This window comes from Pseudomonas sp. IT-P294 (assembly GCF_949767865.1).
Taxonomy (GTDB): domain Bacteria; phylum Pseudomonadota; class Gammaproteobacteria; order Pseudomonadales; family Pseudomonadaceae; genus Aquipseudomonas.
Window position 1 is genome coordinate 92,703 of the sequence record NZ_CATKQW010000003.1, and the last position, 23,782, is coordinate 116,484.

Below are 23,782 nucleotides of genomic sequence, written 5' to 3' on the forward strand. Positions count from 1 at the left end.
TGATTCATGCGCGAAAGACCAGCTAGGGACCTTTTGCCCACGCCCGCCGCGTTCATCAACGCACAGAGTGCAATTACCGGCCTGCGTGGCCAGGATCTTTTATCGACCTTGCGCAGTGTGGCATCCCACGGTTTGCGCCACCCGGTGCACAGCGCCCGCCATGCCTTGAAGCTGGGCGGTCAGTTGGGTCGCGTACTGCTGGGTGAAACCCTGCACCCCATCAACCCGCAGGACAGTCGTTTTGCCGACCCGGCGTGGAGCCTCAACCCTTTTTATCGCCGCAGCTTGCAGGCCTACCTGAGCTGGCAGAAACAGGTCAAAAGCTGGATCGACGAAAGCGGCATGGCGCCCGACGACCTCGCCCGCGCGCACTTTGCCTTTGCCTTGCTCAACGACGCCGTAGCGCCGTCCAACACCTTGCTCAATCCACTGGCGATCAAGGAAATCTTTAATTCCGGCGGCAACAGCCTGGTGCGTGGCCTCGGCCATCTCGTCGACGACTTCCTGCACAACGATGGACTGCCCAGACAGGTCACCAAGCACTCTTTCGAGGTCGGAAAAACCGTCGCAACCACCACCGGCTCCGTGGTGTTTCGCAATGAACTGCTGGAGCTGATCCAGTACAAGCCAATGAGTGAAAAGCAATATTCCAAGCCGCTGCTGGTGGTGCCTCCGCAGATCAACAAGTACTACATTTTCGACCTGAGCCCACACAACAGCTTCGTCCAGTTCGCCCTGAAGAACGGCCTGCAGACCTTCATGATCAGCTGGCGCAACCCGGACGTTCGGCATCGCGAGTGGGGACTGTCGTCTTACGTTGAAGCCGTCGAAGAAGCCATGAATGTCTGCCGCGCCATCACCGGTGCCCGCGAGGTCAACCTGATGGGCGCTTGCGCAGGCGGGCTGACCATCGCCGCCCTGCAAGGGCACTTGCAGGCCAAGCGGCAGCTGCGGCGGGTGTCCAGCGCGACGTATCTGGTCAGCCTCCTGGACAGTCAGATGGACTCTCCAGCGACACTGTTCGCCGACGAGCAGACGCTGGAAGCGGCCAAGCGTCGTTCTTATCAGAAAGGAGTACTGGACGGCCGCGACATGGCCAAGGTGTTCGCCTGGATGCGCCCCAACGATTTGATCTGGAGTTATTTCGTCAACAACTACCTGCTCGGCAAGGAGCCGCCAGCCTTCGACATTCTCTACTGGAACAACGACAACACCCGCCTGCCAGCAGCCTTTCATGGAGACCTGCTGGATTTCTTCAAGCACAACCCGTTGAGTCATCCTGGCGGTCTTGAAGTGTGCGGCACACCGATAGACTTGCAGAAAGTCACCGTCGACAGTTTCAGCGTGGCCGGCATCAACGACCACATCACGCCGTGGGACGCGGTGTATCGCTCGACGCTGTTGCTGGGGGGCGAACGGCGCTTCGTTCTTTCAAACAGCGGCCACGTGCAGAGCATCCTCAACCCGCCGAGCAACCCCAAAGCCAACTTCGTCGAGAGCGCGAAACTGAGCAGCGACCCAAGGGCCTGGTATTACGACGCCAAACAAGTCGACGGCAGTTGGTGGACCCAATGGCTGGCCTGGATTCAGCAGCGCTCGGGCGCGCTGAAGGAAACCCACATGGCCCTGGGCAACCAGAACTATCCACCGATGGAGGCGGCACCCGGCACTTACGTGCGTGTGCGCTGACGGACCACTCACCACGGCACACGTCTGCCGTGGCATGACTCGACCATTAAGAAGACTGGATGAAAACCCGCGACCGGATCCTCGAATGTGCCCTGCAGCTGTTCAATCAGAAGGGCGAACCCAACGTCTCTACCATGGAAGTTGCCAATGAAATGGGGATCAGCCCAGGCAACCTCTACTACCACTTCCACGGCAAGGAACCGTTGATTCTCGGACTGTTCGAGCGCTTCCAGGCAGAGCTTGTGCCACTGCTTGATCCCCCGGCCGATGTGGAACTGGCCCCGGAGGATTACTGGCTGTTCCTGCACCTGATCGTTGAACGTCTGGCCCATTACCGGTTTTTGTTCCAGGACCTGTCGAACCTGGCCGGGCGCTTGCCAAAACTGGCCAAGGGCATCCGCAATCTGCTCAATGCACTCAAACGCACGCTGGCTTCATTGCTCGCGCGGCTCAAAGCTCAAGGGCAGTTGGTCAGCGACACGCAGGCGTTGGGGCAGTTGGTGGAACAGATCACCATGACGCTGCTGTTCTCGCTCGACTATCAGCGGATTCTGGATCGAGAGGGTGAGGTGAGGCTGGTGGTCTACCAGATCATGATGCTGGTGGCGCCGCACTTGCTGCCGCCGATCAAGGTCGCGACGGAGCAGTTGGCTTTGCAGTACCTCGAAGAACACGATTAACCCCTGAACACCGCCGCACCCTGTGGGAGCTAGCCTGCTAGCGATAGCGATTTATCCGCCGACATTGCTGTTGACTGATGAACCGCTATCGCTAGCAGGCTAGCTCCCACAGGAATTTACGGAGTACCGGGAAAAACATTCACAAACAAAAACGCCCGACCTTTGCAGGCCGGGCGTTTTCTTGAGCCCTGAAAAATCAGGACTGACTGGTTGGCGTCGAAGGAGCTGGCGCGGCAGTCGGGGTGACAGCAGGGGTCGGTGCGGCAGCGGAGTTCGATGCGCTGACCGGAGCTGCCGGTTTGGCGGCAGCCACTGCTGGTTTCGGTGCAGCGGCTTTCGGCGCTGCCGGCTTTTTCACTGCCGGTTTCTTCGCTGCGGCAGGTTTTGCTGCTGGCTTGACTGCCGGCTTCGCGGCTGCGGTTTTTGCCGCAGGCTTGGCTGCAGGTTTTGCAGCTGTTTTCGCCGCAACCGGTTTGGCGGCTGCCTTGGCAGCAGGTTTGGCTGCAGCCGTTTTGGCCGCTGGCTTGGCAGCCGGTTTAGCGGCAACTTTTGCCAGCGGCTTGGCAGCGGTTTTCGCCGCAGGTTTGGCTGCCGCGGTTTTCGCCGCAACAGGCGCAACCTTGGCACCGGTGAGTTTTTCGATTTGCTTGGTCAGGGTATCGACCTTGCTGTGCAGCGCTTTCACTTCATTGCGGCTTGGTACACCCAGGCGCGAAATGGCGCTGTTCAGGCGCTTGTCGAACGCGCCTTCCAGCTCATCCCACTTGCCCAGTGCACGGTCTTTAACATCGCTGATACGCGACTTGGCCGACGAAGCGGTGTCCTTGGCGGCATCGACTTTCTTGCCAACAGCGCTTTTGGTGAGCTTCTCGGCTTTCTCGCCGTCTTTAACCAATGTATCGAAGAGCTTGCTGCCGTCAGTGTCGATCTTCGAGTACACGCCTAAACCAGCCAGCCAGATTTTGCGGGAGTAGTCTTCAACTTTCCCGATCCACGAGCTGCCTTCTTTTTCGGTGTTCTTTTTGCCAGCCATCCCGTTCTCCTTAAGATTTACGCGCGACGCGTTCGAGCAATGCCGTCAGCTCATCGAGCTTAGCAGAGAGTGTCTCAACGTCATGTTTAGACGGAATGCCGATACGATTCAAGGCACTTGCGACACGCGAGTCAAAAGCCTTCTCGACCTTGTCGAGTTGAAGCTCAACCTTGCCTTTGAAAGTACTCACTTCACTCTTGGCTTCTTCGATCTCTGAGTTGGCGGCTTCAAGCTTCTCGGCCACCACTTTTTTGCCTTTCTTTTCAACAGTTTGACCCGCTTTGATCAACTCTTGAAAGTATTCGCTGCCCTCGTGGCCGACCTTGGTGTAGGCACCCAGGCCTGCCAGCCAGATCTTGCGGGCATAAGATTTGACGTCGCTCAGAGCGGTTGTCGAAGCGTCGATTTTTTTCTTCAAAATAACTTTGGCCATGGTGCACCTCACGCGCAGAAGGTTTGAGGAACTGCCCGCGAAAGTGTCGGGCTCAGGCACAAAGTAGGGAGAAAAATTAGAAACGGCACCCTAACAACTGACATAAAAAATCAGGTTCACCACTAAACCTGTGGGAGCGAGCTTGCTCGCGATGAGGCCATAACATTCAACATGGATGTTGCCTGATACACCGCTATCGCGAGCAAGCTCGCTCCCACAGGGAATGCGTTCGCAAATCGATTGCCGATCAGGCCAGTGCTTTATCGAGGGCCTTTTCGATTTCCGATTTGATGGTGCCGCTCATGGCTGACATCAACAGACCCAACTCGACATCAACCTTGATCGAATCCTCACCCACATGCACCGCACCTTTAACACCGGAACGCTTGAGGTTCAGGGTGTCGCCGGACCACTGCGGCTCCAGGCCATATTGCTCGGACAGCTTCTGTGCCAGCTTCTCGGCCTTCTCTCGGGCAGCTTCCTTACCAAGGCCGTGGGCACGTTCAACACTAATACGGGCCATCAAATAACTCCTGCTTTATGAGTACTTTCCTGAAGCATCTTGACCGTCACTGCGGCAAAACGTCCCCGTGGTAGTCCATCTTACCTTCAGCCTTGCCAAGACAAAGCAGGCCACCGGGATTAGAATGTCCCGCATTCTCTTCTGGTGACAGCGATATGACTGATCAGCGCAAAGGCAGCGATGCCGAACCCACCACTCACTTCGGTTTCAAAAACGTTCCGGAAAGCCAAAAAGCGGAAAAAGTCGCCGAGGTTTTCCACTCGGTAGCCGCCAAATACGACTTGATGAACGACCTCCTGTCGGGTGGCATGCACCGTCTGTGGAAGCGTTTCGCGATCGAGTTGTCAGGTGTTCGCACCGGTAATCGCGTGCTCGACATCGCCGGCGGCACGGGCGACCTGACCAAGAAATTCTCGCACCTCGTGGGCCCGACCGGGCAAGTGGTGTTGGCCGACATCAACGAGTCCATGCTCAAGGTCGGTCGCGACCGCCTGCTGGATCTGGGTGTGGCCGGCAACGTCGAATTCGTTCAGGCCGATGCTGAAAAACTGCCGTTCCCGGACAACCATTTCGATTGCGTCACCATCGCCTTCGGCCTGCGTAACGTCACCCACAAAGAAGATGCCCTGCGCTCGATGTTGCGCGTGCTGAAACCGGGCGGCCGTCTGCTGGTGCTGGAATTCTCCAAACCGACCAACGCGTTGATGTCCAAAGCCTACGACGCCTATTCGTTCGCCTTCATGCCGTTGATGGGCAAGCTGATCACCAACGACTCGGAAAGCTATCGCTACCTGGCCGAATCGATCCGCATGCACCCGAACCAGGAAACCCTGAAGTCGATGATGGTCGAAGCCGGTTTCGACCGCGTGACCTACCACAACATGACCGCAGGCATCGTCGCCCTGCACCGCGGCATCAAACCCTGATGCTGCTGGCCGGCCTGCTCGCCAGCGTTGAACTCGGCCTGAACCGGGTGCTGCGTCTCGACAGCACGGCGCTGCCGCGACTGGCGCATTTGAGTGGCAGAGTGATTGCCGTCGATTGCCGCAGTCCGGCGCTGCAACTGTTCATCCTGCCCAGCGATGAAGGCTTGATGCTCGCCGCTCACTGGGAAACCGGCGCCGATTGCACCTTGCGTGCACCGGCCTCCAGCCTGTTGAAACTGGCGATGAGCAAGGACAAGACCTCGGTCCTGCATGGCCCTGAAGTCGAACTCGACGGCGACAGCGGCGTGCTGCTGGAACTGGCGGCGATCCTTCAGGACCTTGAGCTGGACTGGGAATACGAGCTCTCGCGCTGGCTGGGACCGGTCGCAACGCAACTGGTTGGCGGTCACCTTCGCAGTCGCGCTCGCTGGTATCAGCAGGGGTTCGCCAGCCTCAATCAGAACCTGGGCGAATACCTGGCTGAAGAATCGCGCACCCTCGTCGGTCAGCGCGAAGCCGAAGCCCGTTTCAGTGAACTGGACCAGATCAAACTCGATCTGGAACGTCTCGAGGCGCGTTTCGAGCGCCTTTCCCGATCCCTCGACCCAAGCGATAACGCATGAAGCTGCTTGCCGTCCGCCGTTTGTTGCGCATCCAGCGCGTTGTGATTCGCTACCGCCTCGATGACCTGCTGTTCGCCCTGCCACTGCCCTGGTTTCTGCTGGCGCTGCGCTACGTGTTGCCGTGGCGCTGGTTCCCGCGCAAGACGCTGGACCTCAGCCGTGGCGCGCGATTGCGCCTGGCGCTGCAGGACCTCGGGCCGATTTTCATCAAGTTCGGGCAGATCCTTTCGACGCGCCGCGACTTGCTGCCGGAAGACATCGCCGATGAACTGATGAAACTTCAGGACCGTGTGCCGCCATTCGACTCGCAGGTGTCGGTCAATCTGATCGAAGAACAGCTGGGCAAAAAGATCAGCGAAGTGTTCAGCCGCTTCGACGTCGAGCCGCTGGCCTCGGCCTCGGTGGCACAGGTGCATGCCGCGCAGCTGAAAACCGGTGAAGAAGTGGTGGTCAAGGTGATCCGCCCGGGCCTCAAACCGATCATCGCCCAGGACCTGGCGTGGCTGTTCATTCTCGCCCGCGCCGCCGAGAAACTTTCGGCCGACGCGCGTCTGCTGCACCCGGTGGACGTGGTCCAGGACTACGAAAAAACCATCTACGACGAACTCGACCTGCTGCGCGAAGCGGCGAACGCCAGCCAGCTGAAGCGCAACTTCGAAGGCTCGCCGCTGCTTTATGTGCCACAAGTCTATTGGGACTGGTGCCGGCCGAAAGTGCTGGTGATGGAGCGCATCTACGGGATTCAGGTCACTGACCTCGCGACCCTGGCCGACCAGCGCACCGACATGAAAATGCTCGCCGAACGTGGCGTGGAGATTTTCTTCACCCAGGTTTTCCGCGACAGTTTCTTTCACGCCGACATGCACCCGGGCAACATCTTTGTCAGCACCGTGAACCCGTGGAGCCCGCAGTACATTGCGATCGACTGCGGCATCGTCGGCAGCCTCACCCCGGAAGACCAGGATTACCTGGCGCGCAACCTGTTCGCCTTCTTCAAGCGCGATTACCGTCGTGTGGCGCAATTGCACATCGATTCGGGCTGGGTGCCGGCGGAAACCAAACTCAACGAGTTCGAAGCGGCGATCCGTACCGTGTGCGAACCGATCTTCGAAAAGCCGTTAAAAGATATTTCTTTCGGCCAGGTGCTGATGCGCCTGTTCCAGACCGCTCGACGCTTCAACATGGAAGTGCAGCCGCAGCTCGTTTTGCTGCAAAAAACCCTGTTGAACATCGAAGGCCTGGGCCGTCAGCTGTACCCGGAGCTGGACCTGTGGAACACCGCCCAGCCGTTCCTGGAACGCTGGATGCGCGAGCGGGTCAGCCCAAAGGCCTTGCTTGGCAACGTACAGAGCCAATTCGAGCAGCTCCCGCATTTGGCCAACATGGCCCGCGACCTGCTCGAACGGATGTCGCAGCCCCATGCCTATGACCCACCGCCACCGTGGCACAGGCGCCGGGATGATTGGTTCCTGCGATTGCTGGGCACCGCCCACCTGGCGGGTGGCGCGATACTCGCCATCGGTGGACCGCTGAACGAACTGGCTTACTGGCCGGCCGGAATCATGATGGCCGTCGGCTTGTATCTGGTCGTTCGCCGATAGCCAGTTGTGCCGCGCACTGGCACACTGTTTGAACGCTTGGGTTCTGCTCATGAAGTGTGGAACCCGCTGTCGGAGTCGAAGATGAAAAACTGGCTGGACGAGATCAAGTGGGATGCCGATGGCCTGGTGCCGGCGATCGCACAGGATCACAAAACCGGGCGCGTCCTGATGATGGCCTGGATGAACCGCGAAGCACTGGAATTGACCGCTGCCGAGAACCGCGCCATTTACTGGTCACGTTCGCGCGGCAAGCTGTGGCGCAAGGGCGAAGAGTCCGGCCATGTGCAGACGCTGCATGAGATGCGCCTGGACTGTGACGCCGACGTGATCATCCTGATGGTCGAGCAGATCGGTGACATCGCCTGCCATACCGGCCGCCAGAGTTGCTTCTACCGTGTCTTCGAGAACGGCGACTGGAAAACCGTCGACCCGGTGCTCAAAGACCCGCACGCCATCTATAGCGCAGGACACACCCATGAGTGACACGCTGACCCGTCTGGCCCAGGTACTGGAAGAGCGCAAAGGCGCCGCCGCCGACAGCTCGTATGTCGCCAGCCTGTACCACAAGGGCTTGAACAAGATTCTGGAAAAAGTCGGCGAAGAGTCGGTCGAAACCATCATTGCCGCCAAGGATGCCGCCATCAGCGGCGACTGCAGCGATGTGATCTACGAGACCGCCGATTTGTGGTTCCACAGCATGGTAATGCTCGCCCAACTGGGGCAGCATCCTCAGGCTGTACTCGATGAACTGGACCGTCGTTTCGGTCTGTCCGGACACGCCGAGAAAGCCTCGCGCCCGTCCGCCTGAACAATTATTAGAGAGGAGCAGCAACATGGGCATTTTTGACTGGAAACACTGGATCGTCATCCTGGTTGTTGTCGTGCTGGTGTTCGGCACCAAAAAACTGAAAAACCTCGGCACTGACGTGGGCGAGTCGATCAAGGGTTTCAAGAAAGCCATGAGCGACGAAGAAAAGCCGGTTGACCCGACGGTGAACCCGGCCCAACCGGTTCCACCGGTTCAGCCGCAGACCACGCAGTCCGTGAACCAGCCGCACACCATCGATGTGCAGGCGCAAAAAGTCGAAGAGCCAATCCGCAAAGACGTGTGAGCACTGACTAATGTTTGGTATCAGCTTCTCTGAACTGCTGCTCGTCGGCCTCGTTGCCCTGCTGGTGCTGGGCCCCGAGCGTTTGCCGGGTGCTGCGCGCACCGCCGGCCTGTGGGTCGGCCGCCTGAAGCGCAGCTTCAACGCGATCAAACAGGAAGTTGAACGTGAAATCGGTGCCGACGAGATCCGTCGGCAACTGCACAACGAGCACATTCTGTCGCTGGAACAGGAGGCGCGGAAGATTTTCACGCCGACTCAGCAGGACGCGACACCGGTCCCGCCGGTTGAGCCCGTGGCAGAGCAGACGATTCAGGCTCCAGCCGCTGCACCTGTTGCAGTGGCCGCCGAACCTGCGCCCGTTGTTGCAGCAACGCCGGTTGAACCCGTTACGCCTGCGGCTGCGCCTGTTGCGCCAGCCCCTCATGACCCAACACTGCCGCCGCGAGCCCCATGAGCGATCTCCCTGAAAACGACCAGCACATGCCGCTGGTTTCGCACCTCACCGAGCTGCGTACCCGTCTGCTGCGTTGCGTAGCGGCGATTTTCATCATCTTCGCCGGGCTGTTTGCGTTCACCCAGCAGATCTACACCTTCGTCTCCACGCCATTGCGTGCGTACCTGCCGGCCGGCGCGACGATGATCGCCACTGACGTGTCGTCGCCGTTCCTGACGCCACTGAAGCTGACGATGATGGTCTCGCTGTTCCTGGCGATCCCGGTAATCCTGCATCAGATCTGGGGCTTCATCGCGCCAGGCCTGTACAAGCATGAGAAGCGCATTGCGGTGCCATTGCTGATGTCCAGCATTGTGCTGTTCTACACCGGCATGGCGTTCGCCTATTACCTGGTGTTCCCGCTGATCTTCAAATTCTTCGCCGCTGCCACCCCGGCCGGCGTGGAAATGATGACCGACATCACCAGCTACCTCGATTTCGTCATGACGCTGTTCTTCGCCTTCGGCGTGGCGTTCGAGATTCCGGTGGCCGTGGTGCTGTTGGTGTGGATCGGCGTGGTCGACGTCAAATACCTGAAGAAAATCCGCCCGTATGTGGTCATCGGCTGCTTCGTGGTCGGCATGATCCTGACGCCGCCGGACATCTTCTCGCAGACCTTGCTGGCGGTGCCGATGTGGCTGTTGTTTGAAATCGGCGTGCTGTTCGGCGGTTTGATCAGCAAACGCGGCGAGCATCCGGACGACCAGCCGGCAGACGATCACAACGACCAGCCGCCAGCGACCCAGCCGTGAATCTGTTGCTCCTCGAAGAGGCCGACTTCATTGCGGCCGACCGGGCGATCCTGCGTGATCGCCGGTTGACGCACATGCAGGAAGTCCATCGCTGCGTCGTCGGTGACAGCATGCGGGTCGGGCGCATCGGCGGGCTGATGGGCTCCGCCGAAGTGCTGCGCCTGGAGGCCGATGAAGCCGAACTGCGCGTCACCCTCGACCAGCCGCCACCGGCCAAGCTGCCGCTGACACTGGTGTTGGCCCTGCCAAGGCCCAAAATGCTGCGCAGGGTGTTTCAGACCGTAGCGGCCATGGGTGTGCCACGAATCATCCTGGTGAACAGCTATCGCGTCGAGAAGAGCTTCTGGCAAACGCCGTTCCTTGAACCCGAGGCGATTCGCGAACAGTTGATCCTCGGCCTCGAACAGGCCCGGGACAGCGTGCTGCCGGACATCGTTATCGAGAAACGCTTCAAGCCGTTCGTCGAGGATCGCCTGCCCGCCATCAGCGAGGGCACCCTCGGCCTCGTCGGCCATCCCGGCAACTATCCGCCCTGCCCCCGCGGCCTGGATGAGCCGGTGACCCTGGCCATCGGCCCCGAAGGTGGCTGGATTCCTTACGAAATTGATCTGCTGGCCAAGTCTGGCCTGCAACCGGTGCAACTGGGTGAGCGCATCCTGCGCGTCGAAACCGCCGTCACAGCCCTGCTCGCACGTCTTTTCTAACTCGGGCTTAACGTTCGACACAGAACCTGTGGGAGCGAGCCTGCTCGCGATGGCGGACTGCCAGTTGACCTTCTGTTGACTGACCGTCCGCCATCGCGAGCAGGCTCACTCCCACAGGGAAATTCATCGTCCCAGCCAACGCATACGCCTACAGATTCGTGCTCACCTGCCGATATAGCCCTCATAAAACCAATGCGTGGTCCGAGGGAGTTGCAGCATGTACCGTTGGCTAGCCGAGAGTCTGGGAAATGTAAGCGTCAATCGCAAACTGGGGATCGGCTTCGGTCTGGTGCTGCTGCTAACGTTGCTGATCACCTTCACGGGCTGGACCGGCCTGACGGGCGTGATGAGCCGTGGCGACAAGCTCGGGTTCATCGCCAGCCTCAATGACCGAACCAAAGACCTGCGTCTGGCTCGCCTGGACTACGAAATGCGCCGAGGCGAACAAGGCCCGGGCGCCGTCAACGACTTGTTGGGCCAGCTCGATGCCGGTCTGCAAACCGCGCGCAAATTGATCGAACAGCCAGACGACGTGGCGATGATCGACCAGCAACTGGCCGCCGTCAGCCAGTACAAGCAAGCGTTCGGCACCATGGTCCAGGCCGGAGCGAATCGCGAAGATGCCCGCAGCAAACTCGGTGCAACCGCCGACAACGCCGTGGCCCGCGTCGCCGAAGTCGAAAAGTCCATGCTGCAAGGCAACAGTGTTGCCGACTTCAACAGCGTGATCGACCTGAGCAAGCTGATTCAGCAAGCGCGCTTCCAGGTTCGCGGCTATACCTACAGCGGCAAAACCGAGGCTGAGCAACCTGCGCTGGACGCCATCGACAACGCGCTGAAAAACCTCGAAAGCCTGCCGGCCAAACTGCCTGAGCAACATATCGCCAACCTGCAGCAGGCGACGGATTCGCTTAAAGCCTACCGCGCCGCCGTCAGCCAATTCCGCGACTCGCAGGTCACCAGCGCCGCCGCCCTCAAGCAAATGGCCGCGCAAGGGGACATCCTGCTCGATGTCAGCAAAAAACTGACCGTATCGCAAACCATCGTGCGTGACACCGACGCTGCGCACGCCAAAGACCTGCTGCTGATGGCGACCGTTCTGGCCTTGGCGTTTGGTTTGCTCGCTGCATGGGCCATCACTCGCCAGATCGTGATCCCGTTGAACCAGACCCTTAAAGTGGCCGAACGCGTCGCAGCGGGCGACCTGACGCAAAACCTCATCTCTGAACGCCGCGATGAACTGGGCCAGCTCCAGCGCGCCATGCAGAGCATGACTTTGGGTCTGCGCGAACTGATCGGCGGCATCAGTAATGGCGTCACGCAAATTGCCAGCGCCGCCGAAGAACTGTCCGCCGTGACCGAGCAGACCAGCGCCGGGGTCAACAGCCAGAAGGTCGAGACCGACCAGGTGGCGACCGCCATGAACGAAATGACCGCCACGGTTCAGGAGGTGGCGCGTAACGCCGAAGAAGCCTCTGAAGCCGCCGTCGCCGCCGACCAGCAGGCGCGTGAAGGTGACAAGGTCGTCGGCGAAGCCATCGCTCAGATCGAGCGCCTGGCCCTCGAAGTCGGCAACTCCACCGCCGCCATGAGCGATCTGAAACGCGAGAGCGACAAGATCGGCAGCGTGCTCGACGTGATCAAATCCGTCGCCCAACAGACCAACCTGCTGGCGCTCAACGCGGCCATCGAAGCCGCTCGGGCCGGTGAGGCCGGACGTGGTTTTGCGGTGGTCGCCGACGAAGTCCGTAGCCTCGCCCAGCGCACCCAGAAGTCCACCGAAGAAATCGAAGAACTGATCGTCGGCCTGCAAACCGGCACCCAGCAAGTCGCGACCATCATGGACAACAGCCGCAGCCTGACCGACAGCAGCGTCGAGCTGACGCGCCGTGCCGGCAGCTCGCTGGAAAGCATCACGCGTACCGTGTCGGCGATCCAGTCGATGAACCAGCAGATTGCCGCTGCTGCCGAGCAGCAAACCGCAGTGGCTGAAGAGATCAACCGCAGCGTGCTGAACGTGCGCGATGTGTCGGAACAGACCTCGGCAGCCAGTGAAGAGACCGCAGCCTCCAGCGTTGAGCTGGCGCGGCTGGGGACGCATTTGCAGATGCTGGTGGGCAGATTCAAGGTTTAAGGTGATGCGGATGCCTCGGTTCGCTTGGGACCGAGGTGATGCCATCGCGAGCAGGCTCGCTCCCACTTTGATCGGCGGCGTACACAAATTTTGTGTCTGGCGCCTAACCCTGTGGGAGTGAGCCTGCTCGCGATAGCGGTTTTTCAGCCGATGAAATTACAGAACCTGGCGCAAGAAGGCTTGGGCCCGCGGGTCCTTCGGTGCATCGAAGAACTCGGCCGGCGAAGCATCTTCCAGCAATTTGCCGTGATCGAAGAACAACACCCGATCCGCCACTTCCCGCGCAAAACCCATTTCGTGGGTGACACACACCATCGTCATGCCTTCCACGGCCAGGGTTTTCATGACGTCCAGCACTTCGCCGACCATCTCCGGGTCAAGCGCCGAGGTCGGTTCATCGAACAGCATCACCTTGGGCTCCATGGCCAACGCACGAGCAATCGCCACACGTTGCTGCTGACCGCCGGACAGCCGTGATGGAAACTCATTGGCCTTCTGCGCAATACCAACTTTTTCCAGCAACACCATGGCCTTGGCCTCGCGCTCTTTCTTGCCGCGCTTGCGCACGACTTTCTGGGCCAGGCAAAGGTTTTCCAGCACGGTCATGTGCGGGAACAGGTTGAAGTGCTGGAACACCATGCCGACTTCGCGGCGATAAGCGTTCACATCGGTTTTCGAATCGGCCAGTTGCAGCCCGTCGATGCTCACCGAGCCTGAATCGAATGCTTCCAGGCCGTTGAGGCAGCGCAGGAACGTCGATTTGCCGGAACCCGAAGGGCCGATGACCACCAGCACTTCGCCCTTGGCCACTTGCGTGGTGACGTCATCCACCGCGCGAACCACCTGGCCACGGGTGTCGAAGACTTTTACCAGATTGCGGACTTCAATCACTTTGCGCGAGCCTCCGCTCAAGCCGGCTGGCGACTTTCGACAGCGGCAGGTTGATCAACAGGTACAGCCCAGCCACACAGAACAGGATTTCGAAAGGTGAGAACGAGGTGGTGATGACTTCACGACCGCTTTTAAGCAGCTCGGTAATCGCGATCACCGATACCAGCGAGGTGTCCTTGACCAGGCTGATGAACTGCCCGGCCAACGGCGGCAGCACGCGTTTCAAGGCCTGCGGCAGCACCACGTGGCGCATCGACTGGCCTGCGCTCAAGCCCAAGGAGCGCGCGGCTTCGTTCTGGCCACGGGCGATGGACTGCACGCCGGAGCGGATGATCTCCGCCACATAGGCGCCGGTGAACAACGACAGCGCGGCGATCCCGGCGAACTCCCGGGACAGGTTCATCACGGTGCCGATGAAGAAGTAGAAAATGAAGATCTGCACCAGCAACGGCGTGCCGCGCACCAGCTCAACGTAGATCGTCGAGAGATCGCGCAAGGTGGGGTTGTTCGACAGACGACACAGCCCCGTAGCGAGACCGATCAGCAGACCCAGTACGCCGGACACCACTGACAACCATAAGGTGGTCCACAATCCCCACATCAGCGGTCCTGCAGCCCAGTGGCGGGTGACGCCGATCACATCGCCTTCAGCGACGTCATCGCCTTGGGCAACTTGAAGACTGTTGTCATCAACAGTCAGGTGCTGCTCATCGCCCGCGTCATTGCGCAGGGTGACTTCGGCTTTATCGCCCTTGCGCACCAGTTCGCTAACGGTAGAGATGTCGGCGGCGCGCTGGGACTCTTCGGCGTGGTACGCGAAGTATTGCGGCACGCGGTTCCAACGCCATTCGTAGGACATCAGCGAGGTGGCGTAATACAACGCGCCGGCCAGGCCGATCAGCAGCAGCACGGTTAATACGTGCCACGGCCATTGGGCTTTTTTCTGTTTCATGGGTTTAGCGAAATCCGAAAGTTATGTCGCCAGGGAAGCCGCCATCGCCAGCAGGCTGGCTCCCACATTGGATCTGCGGCGTACACAAATCTCCTGTGGGAGCCAGCCTGCTGGCGATGGCGGCGACGCGGTCTAGCTGACGGCCTTATTCCATGTCCTTGAGCCAAGCGGTGTCTTTGAACCACTTGTCATGGATTCGATCGTAGGTGCCGTCTTCGTGGATCTGGTGCAGGAAGTTGTTGATGAAGTTGATGCTGTCAAAGTCACCCTTCTTCAGACCGAAGGCCAGCGGCTCATAGGTGAACGGCTTGTCGAGGAATACCAGTTTTCCGGCACCGACCTTGTTCACCGCCACTACGTTGTACGGTGCGTCGTAGATGAACGCGTCCGCCTTGCCGTTGACGACGTCGAGCACGGCTTCCTGTTCGTTGTCGTAACCGTGGTACTTGGCTTTGGCGATCAGTTTTTTCGCGACCATCTCGCCAGTGGTGCCCAGCTTGGAGGTGATGCGGTAGTCAGCGGTGTTCAGGTCTTTATAGGACTTGATGGTGCCTTCGAGCTCCTTGCGGATCAGCAGGGTCTGGCCAACCACGATGAACGGTTCGCTGAAATTCAGGCGCAGGTTGCGCTCTTGAGTCAGGGTCATGCCGCTGCCGATCATGTCGAACTTGTCGGTCATCAGGGCCGGGATGATGCCGTCGTAGCCGGTGGACACCAGCTCCAGCTTGACGCCCATGGCCTTCGACATGGCTTTGAGGATGTCGACTTCGAAACCGATGATCTCGCCGCGCTTGTTAGTCATTTCGAACGGCATGTAGGTCGGGTCCATGCCGACTTTCAGCGTGCCACGCTTGACCGCGTCATCGATGGCACCGGCCTGCGCCGCGCCGACTGCAACCAATGCCGTGACGCCGACCAGCAGCATCGACAGATACTTCTTCATCATCAAGTCCCCAAAACCATTGCGTTGTGAGGCGCGCAAACGGCGGTTTTTCTTTAGAAAACCAGCAGATACGAACAGAAAACTGTCCGGGCGCACCAATTCGGGGACGGATGCTAACCCACTCGGCCATTTGCACAAGGGTTAGGAAACGATCAGGCAAAAAAAAGCCCCGCTTTCGCGGGGCTTTTCATCAGGCCATCTGAGGTTGTGCGCTCAGAGGCTTGAGTGGCAGCAGCGGCGCATGGGGATCGGCTTTCACCGATTTGCGCCAGGCTTCCAGCCACTCAGGGTGACTTTCGTCCCAGACCTGTTCGTGCAAGCGAGCCAATGCCACCGGATCGCTCAGCAAGTACACACGCTCATTGTTGGTCAGCCCGTCGGGACCGACTTTCAATGCATGGCGAACCCGTTCGTTGCGCAGCCATTCGATCGGCTCGGCATGAGCATGACGAGAAGTCGCCAGCGAACACGCCAAGGCGTTCTGCTGTGGATCGACCACCGCGCGCACGAAGCCGTCATTCAGAGCATGCCAACGGTTTTCGTGGGTGTACTGATCCGTCGCCAGCAACGCCTGCGGCGGATTGTATTCCTCAGGGATCAGGAACAGGCTCGCGTCGCGAGACTTGAGGCCCAGGCCGACACGGCTGGAGATCACTGACACCGGGATCGACAGCATCAACGAACCGACGATCGGCACCAGCCACCACAGGAAACTCGGGTTCAGCCATACCACCAGCAATGCCCAGAAGAAGCCCAGCAGGGTTTGCGGACCGTGGCGTTTGACCGCCTCGCTCCATGGCGTGGAGTCGTCGTCACGTTGTGGCGAGTTCCAGGTCGCAGCCCAGCCGAGGAACGCGGCGAGCACGAAACGGGTGTGGAAGATCATCCGTACCGGCGCCAGCAGCATGGAGAACAACATCTCCAGCAGCATCGAGAAGGTCACCTTGAACTTGCCACCGAACTCTTTCGCGCCCTTGGCCCAGATCAGGATGATGCTCAACAGCTTCGGCAGGAACAGCAGCACGATGGTCGTCGAGAACAGCGCCACGGCCTTGTCCGGGTGCCATTGTGGCCACAGCGGATACAGTTGACGCGGCTCCATGAAGTACTGCGGCTCCATCAACGTGTTGACCGCCAGCAGCGCCGTCGACAGCACAAGGAAGAAGAACCACAGCGGCGCCGAAAGGTAAGACATAACGCCGGTCAGGAACACCGCACGGTGTACCGGGTGCATGCCCTTGACCAGGAACAGGCGGAAGTTCATCAGGTTACCGTGGCACCAGCGACGGTCACGCTTGAGTTCGTCCAGCAGGTTCGGCGGCAGTTCTTCGTAGCTGCCCGGCAAGTCGTAAGCGATCCACACGCCCCAGCCGGCACGGCGCATCAGCGCTGCTTCAACAAAGTCGTGAGACAGGATTGCACCGGCAAAAGCACCTTTACCGGGCAATGGCGCCAAGGCGCAATGCTCGATGAACGGCTTCATGCGGATGATCGCGTTGTGACCCCAGTAGTGGGATTCACCCAACTGCCAGAAGTGCAGACCGGCGGTAAACAGCGGACCATAAACGCGAGTAGCAAACTGCTGCATGCGCGCATAAAGAGTGTCCATGCCCGACGCACGTGGCGCGGTCTGGATAATGCCCGCATCCGGGGTGGCTTCCATCAAGCGCACCAGGCTGGTCAGGCATTCACCGCTCATTACCGAGTCGGCGTCGAGCACGACCATGTACTTGTAGTCACCGCCCCAACGACGGCAGAAGTCGTCGAGGTTGCCGCTTTTACGTTTCACACGGCGACGACGGCGGCGATAGAAGATCTTGCCGAAGCCTTTGGCTTCACGGCAGACGTCCAGCCAGGCTTGCTGCTCGGCAACGCAAATGTCGGCTTCATTACTGTCGCTGAGGACAAAGAAGTCGAAGCGATCCAGGTCGCCCGTGGCCGCCACCGACTCGAAGGTCGCCCGCAAACCGGCAAACACCCGTGGCACGTCCTCGTTGCAGATCGGCATCACCAGTGCGGTGCGCGCGTCCTTGGCGATCGGCTCGTTGCCGGCACTTTTACCGGAGATGCGGTATTTATCGTGACCGGTGAGCAACTCGAGGAAGCCCATCAACGCAGTCCAGAAACCGGCTGACACCCAGCAGAACAGAATCCCGAACAGAATCAGAATGCTGGTTTGCAACGCGTATGGCAGTACTTGCGTGGCGGTTTGCAGCAGCGGTTGATGCAGCACTTCGTTCAGGTCGACGAACGACCAGCCCTGGTACGGCATGATGCCTTTCATGTACCAGCCGGCAACGATCGTCTGGCCCAGCATCAGCACCAGCAAAATGTAACGGCGGATCGAACCGACGGTGCGCCAGCGAGCCGCCGGCAACACGCGTTCATCCTTGGGCGGAGCCGGCGGATTGGTGCGACCGGTCAGACGACGCCAGCCACGCACCAGAATATTGGTGCGCCACGGCTCCGGCACGACTTTGGTCCGACGGATCGGCGGCGTCGCTTTGAGTACGACACGACCGCTGGCGTCGACCCCCAGCATTTCCGCCTCTTCCAGCTCTTCAGCAGAGTTCAGGAGCAGGCGCTTGCCCACCGAGGCTTGTGCAGCCTCGGTCGGCGCGTCGAATGTCGAAGATGACAGACGCTGATGCAACTCGCTGAAGGACTGGCAGCCCGCGAGTTCCGCGCGCTGCTGGTCGGTCATCGGTAAATGCGCCAGATACTCGGCAAGAGTCTCTGGCTGTACTTGAGAATTACTCATCGGCAGGCAACTGGTAGCTCCAGGTCTCGGTCAGGACTTCTTCAGTCGATGCCGATTCCGGTGTGGCTGGGGCCGCGTCCGCAGCGACAGGCTGCTTGGCGTCTTTGTTGTCCTTGTTCTTGGCATCCGCAACGGGCTTGGCATCAGCCTGTTTGGCGTCAGCTTGCTTGGCGTCCTTGGCTTCCTTGTCCGTCTTCTCTTGTTGCTTGGCGGCAACCTTGTCGGCCTTGGCAACAGAAGAATTGGAGGCTGGCAGCGATGTCTTGGTGAGGTCGGCAGGCACGATGTTCTCGACCAGTGCAGCACGCATCTCGGTAGGCTTGCCCGGATCCTTGATCTTCATCCGCAGGGTCAGGCGCCAGCCCTTGGTTTCAGGGTTGTAGCGCACGCTGTTCTCGACCAGCTCGGCATTATCGCCAACGCTGACCTGACTGCGAACGTCCGCTGTTTCCGGCAGGGCTGCGAGGGACGGACCTTCAAAGTCCACCAGATAAGCCACGGTGCCGTCCGGCTGACGGATCAGGTTGGACTGTTTCACGTCACCCGTGGAGCGCAGGGTCTGTTGAACCCAGGCACTGTCAGGTGCATGAAGCGCGGCTTCGTCGATGGTCCAGTGCAAACGATAGGCGACGTCCAGCGGCTGGCCAGGTTCAGGCAGTTTTTCCGGACTCCAGAAAGCAACGATATTGTCGTTGGTTTCGTCGGCAGTCGGAATCTCGACCAGATCAACGGAGCCCTTGCCCCAATCGCCTTTCGGTTCGATCCAGGCGCTTGGGCGCTTGTCGTAGCGGTCGTCGAGGTCTTCATAGTGGCTGAAGTCACGGCCACGTTGCAGCAAACCGAAACCGCGCGGGTTCTCGATCGAGAAGTTGCTCACGGCCAAGTGTTTTGGGTTGTTCAACGGGCGCCAGATCCACTCGCCGTTGCCGGCATGGATCGACAGACCGCTGGAGTCGTGCAGTTCGCGACGGTAGTTCAGGACTTTCGACGGCTGGTTGGCGCCGAACAGGAACATACTGGTCAACGGTGCAACGCCAAGCTTGGTGACCTTGTCACGCAGGAACATGCGGGCTTTGACGTCGACGATGGTGTCGCTGCCCGGACGCAGGATCAGGCGATAGGCACCCGTGGCGCGTGGCGAATCCAGCAGCGCGAAGATAACCAGGTGCTTGTCGCCCGGCTTTGGCTGTTGAATCCAGAATTCGGTGAAACGTGGAAATTCTTCGCCGGACGGCAAAGCGGTATCGATGGCCATGCCGCGAGCGGACAAGCCATAGGTGTGACCCTTGCCGACAACGCGGAAGTAGCTCGCGCCCAGCATGGTCATGATTTCGTCTTGCTTGTCGGCCTTGTTGATCGGGTAAAGCACACGAAAACCGGCATAACCCAGTTGTTCGGTGGCTTTAGGATCGAACTTGACATCGCCGAAATCGAAACGACTTGGGTCGTATTTGATCTCTTCGACGTTGTTAGCCGTGATTTCGTTGATTTTCACCGGCGTGTCGAAATGCATGCCCTGGTGATAGAACGAAAGCTTGAATGGGGTTTTCTGGTCGGCCCATTCGGCTTTTTCGGTGCGGAACCGAATCTTTTGGTAATCCGCGAATTTCATCTCACGAAATTCATTCGGCAGGTTACTGCGCGGGGCTTCGTATTTTTGCCCGGCCATCTCTTTTGCCTTAGCCGACACATCATCCAGATTGAACGCCCAAAGCTGGCCGGCGCTGAGCAGGCAAAGGAATGCCGAACCCGCTACAAGAGCGCTTCGTAACCGTTTGGCAGACAATTTTGGTGCATTACAGGGACTAACAATCACGAGCAACCCTCGCCGAAAACAGATCAAAAAACCAACGGCCAGTTAAAGGGCCTGTGAGGAATCCGGCATGAAAAAACCGACCTTACAGACCACTCTTGCCAAGTTGGCGAGCATTGTTCCGACTCCTATGGGGCTAAATGATTCCCCAACAGGTCCCGGACAAGTCTCTACCTAAGTTAAAACGGACCAACGAACGCCGATCCCCGTAGCGCGCGATTATCTAGTAGGCCGCGTTACAACGCATCAGGGCTAACAAAGTATTTATCGCGAAAAGCCCCTGTTTTCAGTCGAAAAGCCCTTAAAAAGGTGTTTCAAGCGCTTTCAGGTCTGTAACAGGAATGTTACCGGGCCATCGTTGACCAGGTGCACTTGCATATCCGCGCCGAATCTACCTGATGCCACAGTGCCATGCACCTGTTTCGCTTTGCTTAATAGATAGTCGAAAAGCTCCTCGCCCAGGGCCGGAGGGGCCGCAGTCGAAAAACTCGGGCGCAACCCGCTCTTGGTGTCGGCGGCCAGGGTGAACTGCGAGACCAGCAGCAACCCGCCACCCACCTCCGCCAAGGACAGGTTCATCTTGCCCTCGGCGTCACTGAACACCCGATAGTTAAGCAGCTTATGCAGAAGTTTGTCGGCGTTGGCACGAGTATCTTCCGGCTCGACAGCCACCAGCACCAGTAATCCCTGATCGACCGCACCGACCACCTTCCCCGCTACCTCGACTCGCGCGCCACGCACGCGTTGGAGCAGGCCCTTCATGCTTCTTCAGGTGGCAGGTCGAGCAGGCGGCGAGCCATCTGGCCGGCGGCGCGCACCAGCGCATCGGTGATACCCGGTTCGGAAGCCGCGTGGCCGGCGTCGCGGATCACCTGCAATTCGCTGTTCGGCCAGTTCTGATGCAGTTCCCAGGCGTTGTCCAGTGGGCAGATCACGTCATAACGACCGTGGACGATCACGCCCGGCAAATGCGCGATCTTGCCCATGTCGCGAATCAGTTGGTTGGGTTCAAGGAACGCGTTGTTGGTGAAGTAGTGGCATTCGATGCGGGCGATGGACAAGGCGCGCTGAGGTTCGGAGAAGCGATCGACCACCAGCGGGTTCGGACGCAGGGTCGCGGTGCGGCCCTCCCAGGTCGACCAGGCCTTGGCTGCATGCATCTGCGCGATCTGATCGTTGCCGATCAGGCGTTTGTGGAAAGCGCTGAGCAAATCGTCGCGCTCGTCCAGTGGAATCGGTGCGACATAGTCCTGCCAGTAATCGGGAAACAGACGGCTGGCGCCACACTGGTAGAACCATTCGATTTCCTGCGGGCGGCAGAGAAAAATCCCGCGCAGGATCAGACCGTGCACGCGTTCCGGGTGGGTTTGCGCATAGGCCAGGGCCAGCGTCGAGCCCCAGGAACCGCCAAACAGCACCCATTTTTCGATGCCCAGGTGTTTGCGGATCCGCTCAAGGTCGGCAACCAGATCCCAGGTGGTGTTGTTCTCGAGGCTGGCGTGGGGTGTGGAGCGACCGCAACCGCGCTGGTCGAACGTCACAATGCGATACAGGTTCGGATCGAAGTACCGGCGGCTCTGGGCATCACACCCGGCGCCCGGGCCGCCATGGATGAACACGACAGGTAAACCTTCCGGTGAACCGCTTTCGTCGACATACAGGGTATGGGTTTCATCGACAGCCAGATCGTGCCGGGCGTGAGGTTTGATCTGCGGGTACAAAGTCTGCATTGCGCGCTCCGTAAGGGGTCGAGGTCATCCCTGGGGGGACTTCTATTATTCTGCCGTCCGGCATCATAAACCCGAATTACGTCAATGAGCATGCCCTTGCTGAGTCAGAGTTTCGCCGCCAGAAAACCGAGCAGGGTTTCATAGAGCGCGTCGACCTCGGCGACCTGGCCGCGCCCCCGCAAACAGCCGTGGACCAGTCCCTCGCCGTAATACAGCGTGGCGGCGACGCCCGCCGCATTCAGTCGCTCGGCGTAGCAGACACCGTCGTCACGCAGCGGGTCGAATTGCGCCACGGCGATCAGCGCCGCAGGCAAACCGGCCAAATCTGCGGCGAGCAACGGCATCGCATAAGCACCCGGCTTTCGCGAGCCGCGCAAGTACAAGGCGTGATAGCAATCTACATCGCTGCTGCTGAGCAAGGGTGCGTCAATGCATTCACTGCGCGACGGCAGCTGATGATCGCCACCCAACCCCGGATAGATCAGGACTTGCGCCGCCGGCAATGGCTCGTTCGCATCCCGCAGCGCCAGGCAGAGTGCGGCGGCAAGGTTGCCGCCAGCGCTGTCCCCGGCCACCAGCGTTCGCGCGGGGTCAAGCCGGAACGGGCAGCTGCGCAGCGCGCGCCAGACACCCAGGCAATCATTGAACCCGGCCGGATATGGATGTTCTGGCGCCAGACGATAATCGACAGCAATCACCAATACGCCGAGCGTTGACGCCAGTTCGGTGCATATGAAGTCGTGAGAGTCCAGATCCCCCACCACCCAGCCGCCACCGTGCAGATACACAATGCACGGGCAACCGCTGGCGGCTGATGTCAGCGACGGTTGAGACGGTTGATAGGACCGCACCGGCACGCCGGCCAATTCGAAATCGACCACATAAAGCCCGGCGGGACGTGGCGGGGTGAACGCCCGACACATCTCGCTGTAGGCCTGACGCAAGCCGGGGAGGCTGGCGTCAGTGCTGTTGAAGCTGACGGTTTTCTCGACGAACGCCGTCATCTGCGCGGATAAAGGATAAGCCGTCATCAGGGTTTCAAACTGGCCTGAACGGTGGCGACGCCATCCTTGCCATCGAGACTGGTGACACCTGACAGCCAGCGCGAAAGATCTTGCGGATGATCGCGTAGCCACTGCTTTGCAACGTCCTGAGGCGTCTTGCGCTCCATGATCGGCACCATCAACTGGCTTTCCTGGGCGGCGGTGAAGGTCAGGTTTTCCAACAGTCGATACACGTTCGGGCAGCGTTGGGCATAGTCCGGTGCGGTCACGGTGGAGACCGTCGCGGCGCCTTCATTCGGGCCATAGACGTCTTCGCTGCCGGTCAGGTAGGTGATCTTCATGTTGATGTTCATCGGGTGCGGGGTCCAGCCGACGAACACCACGAATTCCTTGCGGTTGACCGCCCGTTGCACGGCGGCAAGCATGCCGGCCTCACCGGACTCGATCAGTTTGAAATCCTTCAAGCCGAAGTGATTGGTCTCGATCATGGTTTTGATCGTGGTGTTGGCGCCACTGCCCGGTTCGATGCCGTAGATCTTGCCGCCAAGCTTGTCTTTGAACTTGGCGATGTCGGCAAAGGTTTTCAGCCCCGCCGCCGCGACGTAATCCGGCACAGCGAGCGTTGCCTGGGCGTCGGCCAGGCTCGGTTTGTCCATGACCTTCAACTGATTGGCGGCCACGAACGGAGCGATGTTCTTGTCCATCGCCGGTTTCCAGTAGCCCAGAAAGATATCCAGGCGCTTGTCGCGGATGCCGGCGAAGATGATTTGCTGCACGGCACTGGTTTGTTTGCTTTCGTAGCCCAGTCCGTTCAGCAGCACATCGGCCATGCCACTGGTCGCGATGACGTCGGTCCAGTTGACCACGCCCATGCGCACAGCCTTGCAGGAGGCGTCGTCGCTGGCCAGGACGCTGGTGCTCAGCAGAGCGGTGCCGCAGAGGATCGAGAGACAGCGGGTGAACAGTCTTTTCATCGGTAGGATCT

Annotated in this window: 24 protein-coding genes and 1 pseudogene; 13 read left to right on the forward strand and 12 right to left on the reverse strand. The window is 59.6% G+C overall.

Going from position 1 to position 23,782, the window contains the following annotated elements; all coding sequences use genetic code 11:
- Window positions 1-6 precede the first annotated feature (6 nt).
- The gene (gene phaC, locus ACM6I0_RS02785) at window positions 7-1,689 is read left to right on the forward strand and encodes a class II poly(R)-hydroxyalkanoic acid synthase (protein WP_285433558.1); all 1,683 of its coding nucleotides are present in this window, start codon (window positions 7-9) and stop codon (window positions 1,687-1,689) included.
- A 59-nt stretch (window positions 1,690-1,748) separates the two neighbouring features.
- Window positions 1,749-2,369, forward strand: coding sequence for a TetR/AcrR family transcriptional regulator (locus tag ACM6I0_RS02790; protein ID WP_285433557.1), 621 nt, complete (start codon window positions 1,749-1,751; stop codon window positions 2,367-2,369).
- A gap of 196 nt (window positions 2,370-2,565) precedes the next feature.
- Here the strand turns inward: ACM6I0_RS02790 and ACM6I0_RS02795 are convergent, their stop codons facing one another.
- The 3 genes from ACM6I0_RS02795 to ACM6I0_RS02805 form a co-directional block, all read right to left on the reverse strand.
- On the reverse strand, window positions 2,566-3,402 hold the full coding sequence (locus ACM6I0_RS02795; protein WP_285433555.1) for a phasin family protein: 837 nt from the start codon (window positions 3,400-3,402) through the stop codon (window positions 2,566-2,568).
- Window positions 3,403-3,412: 10 nt separating this feature from the next.
- Window positions 3,413-3,835, reverse strand: a complete 423-nt coding sequence (locus tag ACM6I0_RS02800; protein WP_090176620.1) for a phasin family protein — start codon at window positions 3,833-3,835, stop codon at window positions 3,413-3,415.
- A gap of 247 nt (window positions 3,836-4,082) precedes the next feature.
- Window positions 4,083-4,358 carry a polyhydroxyalkanoic acid system family protein gene (locus ACM6I0_RS02805; RefSeq protein WP_090176623.1) on the reverse strand — a complete coding sequence of 92 codons (276 nt, stop codon included), beginning with the start codon at window positions 4,356-4,358 and terminating at the stop codon, window positions 4,083-4,085.
- Between the two features lie 155 nt (window positions 4,359-4,513).
- Between ACM6I0_RS02805 and ubiE the strand changes: the two genes are divergently transcribed.
- From ubiE to ACM6I0_RS02860, 11 genes and pseudogenes are all read left to right on the forward strand, one after another.
- On the forward strand, window positions 4,514-5,284 hold the full coding sequence (gene ubiE / locus ACM6I0_RS02810) for a bifunctional demethylmenaquinone methyltransferase/2-methoxy-6-polyprenyl-1,4-benzoquinol methylase UbiE (RefSeq protein ID WP_007948968.1): 771 nt from the start codon (window positions 4,514-4,516) through the stop codon (window positions 5,282-5,284).
- Window positions 5,284-5,907, forward strand: coding sequence for an SCP2 domain-containing protein (locus tag ACM6I0_RS02815; RefSeq protein ID WP_222589417.1), 624 nt, complete (start codon window positions 5,284-5,286; stop codon window positions 5,905-5,907). The genes ubiE and ACM6I0_RS02815 overlap by 1 nt, the downstream gene beginning before the upstream one ends.
- Window positions 5,904-7,508, forward strand: a complete 1,605-nt coding sequence (gene ubiB / locus ACM6I0_RS02820) for a ubiquinone biosynthesis regulatory protein kinase UbiB (RefSeq protein WP_285433549.1) — start codon at window positions 5,904-5,906, stop codon at window positions 7,506-7,508. The genes ACM6I0_RS02815 and ubiB overlap by 4 nt, the downstream gene beginning before the upstream one ends.
- Window positions 7,509-7,589: 81 nt before the next feature.
- Window positions 7,590-7,991 carry a phosphoribosyl-AMP cyclohydrolase gene (gene hisI / locus ACM6I0_RS02825; protein WP_007899278.1) on the forward strand — a complete coding sequence of 134 codons (402 nt, stop codon included), beginning with the start codon at window positions 7,590-7,592 and terminating at the stop codon, window positions 7,989-7,991.
- Window positions 7,984-8,316 (forward strand): phosphoribosyl-ATP diphosphatase, encoded by a 333-nt coding sequence (locus ACM6I0_RS02830; protein ID WP_007899279.1) that lies wholly within the window; start codon window positions 7,984-7,986, stop codon window positions 8,314-8,316. Before hisI ends, ACM6I0_RS02830 begins: the two co-directional genes overlap by 8 nt.
- Before the next feature lie 25 nt (window positions 8,317-8,341).
- Entirely contained in the window at window positions 8,342-8,620 is a 279-nt protein-coding gene (locus ACM6I0_RS02835; RefSeq protein WP_285433544.1) for a twin-arginine translocase TatA/TatE family subunit, read from the forward strand.
- A 10-nt stretch (window positions 8,621-8,630) separates the two neighbouring features.
- Entirely contained in the window at window positions 8,631-9,074 is a 444-nt protein-coding gene (tatB, locus tag ACM6I0_RS02840) for a Sec-independent protein translocase protein TatB (RefSeq protein ID WP_285433543.1), read from the forward strand.
- A complete protein-coding gene (gene tatC / locus ACM6I0_RS02845) occupies window positions 9,071-9,865 on the forward strand; it encodes a twin-arginine translocase subunit TatC (protein WP_090176639.1) in 795 nt (264 codons plus the stop codon). The genes tatB and tatC overlap by 4 nt, the downstream gene beginning before the upstream one ends.
- Window positions 9,862-10,569 carry a 16S rRNA (uracil(1498)-N(3))-methyltransferase gene (locus ACM6I0_RS02850; protein ID WP_285433542.1) on the forward strand — a complete coding sequence of 236 codons (708 nt, stop codon included), beginning with the start codon at window positions 9,862-9,864 and terminating at the stop codon, window positions 10,567-10,569. Before tatC ends, ACM6I0_RS02850 begins: the two co-directional genes overlap by 4 nt.
- Window positions 10,570-10,786: 217 nt before the next feature.
- Window positions 10,787-11,845: pseudogene (locus ACM6I0_RS02855) on the forward strand (methyl-accepting chemotaxis protein); the annotation flags it as partial.
- Between the two features lie 144 nt (window positions 11,846-11,989).
- Entirely contained in the window at window positions 11,990-12,703 is a 714-nt protein-coding gene (locus ACM6I0_RS02860) for a methyl-accepting chemotaxis protein (protein WP_405046076.1), read from the forward strand.
- A gap of 156 nt (window positions 12,704-12,859) precedes the next feature.
- On the opposite strand, the gene ACM6I0_RS02865 is transcribed toward ACM6I0_RS02860, so the two are convergent.
- The 9 genes from ACM6I0_RS02865 to ACM6I0_RS02905 form a co-directional block, all read right to left on the reverse strand.
- Window positions 12,860-13,594, reverse strand: coding sequence for an amino acid ABC transporter ATP-binding protein (locus tag ACM6I0_RS02865; protein ID WP_285433539.1), 735 nt, complete (start codon window positions 13,592-13,594; stop codon window positions 12,860-12,862).
- The gene (locus ACM6I0_RS02870; RefSeq protein WP_285433538.1) at window positions 13,587-14,546 is read right to left on the reverse strand and encodes an amino acid ABC transporter permease; all 960 of its coding nucleotides are present in this window, start codon (window positions 14,544-14,546) and stop codon (window positions 13,587-13,589) included. The genes ACM6I0_RS02865 and ACM6I0_RS02870 overlap by 8 nt, the downstream gene beginning before the upstream one ends.
- A gap of 145 nt (window positions 14,547-14,691) precedes the next feature.
- Window positions 14,692-15,489: a transporter substrate-binding domain-containing protein gene (locus ACM6I0_RS02875; RefSeq protein WP_414921398.1), complete on the reverse strand. Its 798-nt coding sequence runs from the start codon at window positions 15,487-15,489 to the stop codon at window positions 14,692-14,694.
- Window positions 15,490-15,679: 190 nt separating this feature from the next.
- On the reverse strand, window positions 15,680-18,250 hold the full coding sequence (gene mdoH / locus ACM6I0_RS02880) for a glucans biosynthesis glucosyltransferase MdoH (protein ID WP_285433535.1): 2,571 nt from the start codon (window positions 18,248-18,250) through the stop codon (window positions 15,680-15,682).
- Window positions 18,243-20,066: a glucan biosynthesis protein gene (locus ACM6I0_RS02885; RefSeq protein ID WP_285433534.1), complete on the reverse strand. Its 1,824-nt coding sequence runs from the start codon at window positions 20,064-20,066 to the stop codon at window positions 18,243-18,245. Before ACM6I0_RS02885 ends, mdoH begins: the two co-directional genes overlap by 8 nt.
- 321 nt (window positions 20,067-20,387) lie before the next feature.
- Window positions 20,388-20,825, reverse strand: a complete 438-nt coding sequence (gene dtd, locus ACM6I0_RS02890; RefSeq protein ID WP_414921399.1) for a D-aminoacyl-tRNA deacylase — start codon at window positions 20,823-20,825, stop codon at window positions 20,388-20,390.
- A complete protein-coding gene (pip, locus tag ACM6I0_RS02895; RefSeq protein WP_208670458.1) occupies window positions 20,822-21,793 on the reverse strand; it encodes a prolyl aminopeptidase in 972 nt (323 codons plus the stop codon). The genes dtd and pip overlap by 4 nt, the downstream gene beginning before the upstream one ends.
- 104 nt (window positions 21,794-21,897) lie before the next feature.
- Entirely contained in the window at window positions 21,898-22,824 is a 927-nt protein-coding gene (locus tag ACM6I0_RS02900) for an alpha/beta hydrolase (protein WP_414921400.1), read from the reverse strand.
- Window positions 22,824-23,771, reverse strand: coding sequence for a choline ABC transporter substrate-binding protein (locus ACM6I0_RS02905; RefSeq protein ID WP_285433527.1), 948 nt, complete (start codon window positions 23,769-23,771; stop codon window positions 22,824-22,826). The genes ACM6I0_RS02900 and ACM6I0_RS02905 overlap by 1 nt, the downstream gene beginning before the upstream one ends.
- Window positions 23,772-23,782 lie beyond the last annotated feature (11 nt).

Bases quoted from the DNA above. Each gene is read 5' to 3' on its own strand.
- phaC (WP_285433558.1), top strand. From the start codon at position 7: ATGCGCGAAAGACCAGCTAGGGACCTTTTGCCCACGCCCGCCGCGTTC.
- ACM6I0_RS02790 (WP_285433557.1), top strand. From the start codon at position 1,749: ATGAAAACCCGCGACCGGATCCTCGAATGTGCCCTGCAGCTGTTCAAT.
- ACM6I0_RS02795 (WP_285433555.1), bottom strand. From the start codon at position 3,402: ATGGCTGGCAAAAAGAACACCGAAAAAGAAGGCAGCTCGTGGATCGGG.
- ACM6I0_RS02800 (WP_090176620.1), bottom strand. From the start codon at position 3,835: ATGGCCAAAGTTATTTTGAAGAAAAAAATCGACGCTTCGACAACCGCT.
- ACM6I0_RS02805 (WP_090176623.1), bottom strand. From the start codon at position 4,358: ATGGCCCGTATTAGTGTTGAACGTGCCCACGGCCTTGGTAAGGAAGCT.
- ubiE (WP_007948968.1), top strand. From the start codon at position 4,514: ATGACTGATCAGCGCAAAGGCAGCGATGCCGAACCCACCACTCACTTC.
- ACM6I0_RS02815 (WP_222589417.1), top strand. From the start codon at position 5,284: ATGCTGCTGGCCGGCCTGCTCGCCAGCGTTGAACTCGGCCTGAACCGG.
- ubiB (WP_285433549.1), top strand. From the start codon at position 5,904: ATGAAGCTGCTTGCCGTCCGCCGTTTGTTGCGCATCCAGCGCGTTGTG.
- hisI (WP_007899278.1), top strand. From the start codon at position 7,590: ATGAAAAACTGGCTGGACGAGATCAAGTGGGATGCCGATGGCCTGGTG.
- ACM6I0_RS02830 (WP_007899279.1), top strand. From the start codon at position 7,984: ATGAGTGACACGCTGACCCGTCTGGCCCAGGTACTGGAAGAGCGCAAA.
- ACM6I0_RS02835 (WP_285433544.1), top strand. From the start codon at position 8,342: ATGGGCATTTTTGACTGGAAACACTGGATCGTCATCCTGGTTGTTGTC.
- tatB (WP_285433543.1), top strand. From the start codon at position 8,631: ATGTTTGGTATCAGCTTCTCTGAACTGCTGCTCGTCGGCCTCGTTGCC.
- tatC (WP_090176639.1), top strand. From the start codon at position 9,071: ATGAGCGATCTCCCTGAAAACGACCAGCACATGCCGCTGGTTTCGCAC.
- ACM6I0_RS02860 (WP_405046076.1), top strand. From the start codon at position 11,990: ATGAACGAAATGACCGCCACGGTTCAGGAGGTGGCGCGTAACGCCGAA.
- ACM6I0_RS02870 (WP_285433538.1), bottom strand. From the start codon at position 14,546: ATGAAACAGAAAAAAGCCCAATGGCCGTGGCACGTATTAACCGTGCTG.
- ACM6I0_RS02875 (WP_414921398.1), bottom strand. From the start codon at position 15,489: ATGAAGAAGTATCTGTCGATGCTGCTGGTCGGCGTCACGGCATTGGTT.
- mdoH (WP_285433535.1), bottom strand. From the start codon at position 18,250: ATGAGTAATTCTCAAGTACAGCCAGAGACTCTTGCCGAGTATCTGGCG.
- dtd (WP_414921399.1), bottom strand. From the start codon at position 20,825: ATGAAGGGCCTGCTCCAACGCGTGCGTGGCGCGCGAGTCGAGGTAGCG.
- pip (WP_208670458.1), bottom strand. From the start codon at position 21,793: ATGCAGACTTTGTACCCGCAGATCAAACCTCACGCCCGGCACGATCTG.
- ACM6I0_RS02900 (WP_414921400.1), bottom strand. From the start codon at position 22,824: ATGACGGCTTATCCTTTATCCGCGCAGATGACGGCGTTCGTCGAGAAA.
- ACM6I0_RS02905 (WP_285433527.1), bottom strand. From the start codon at position 23,771: ATGAAAAGACTGTTCACCCGCTGTCTCTCGATCCTCTGCGGCACCGCT.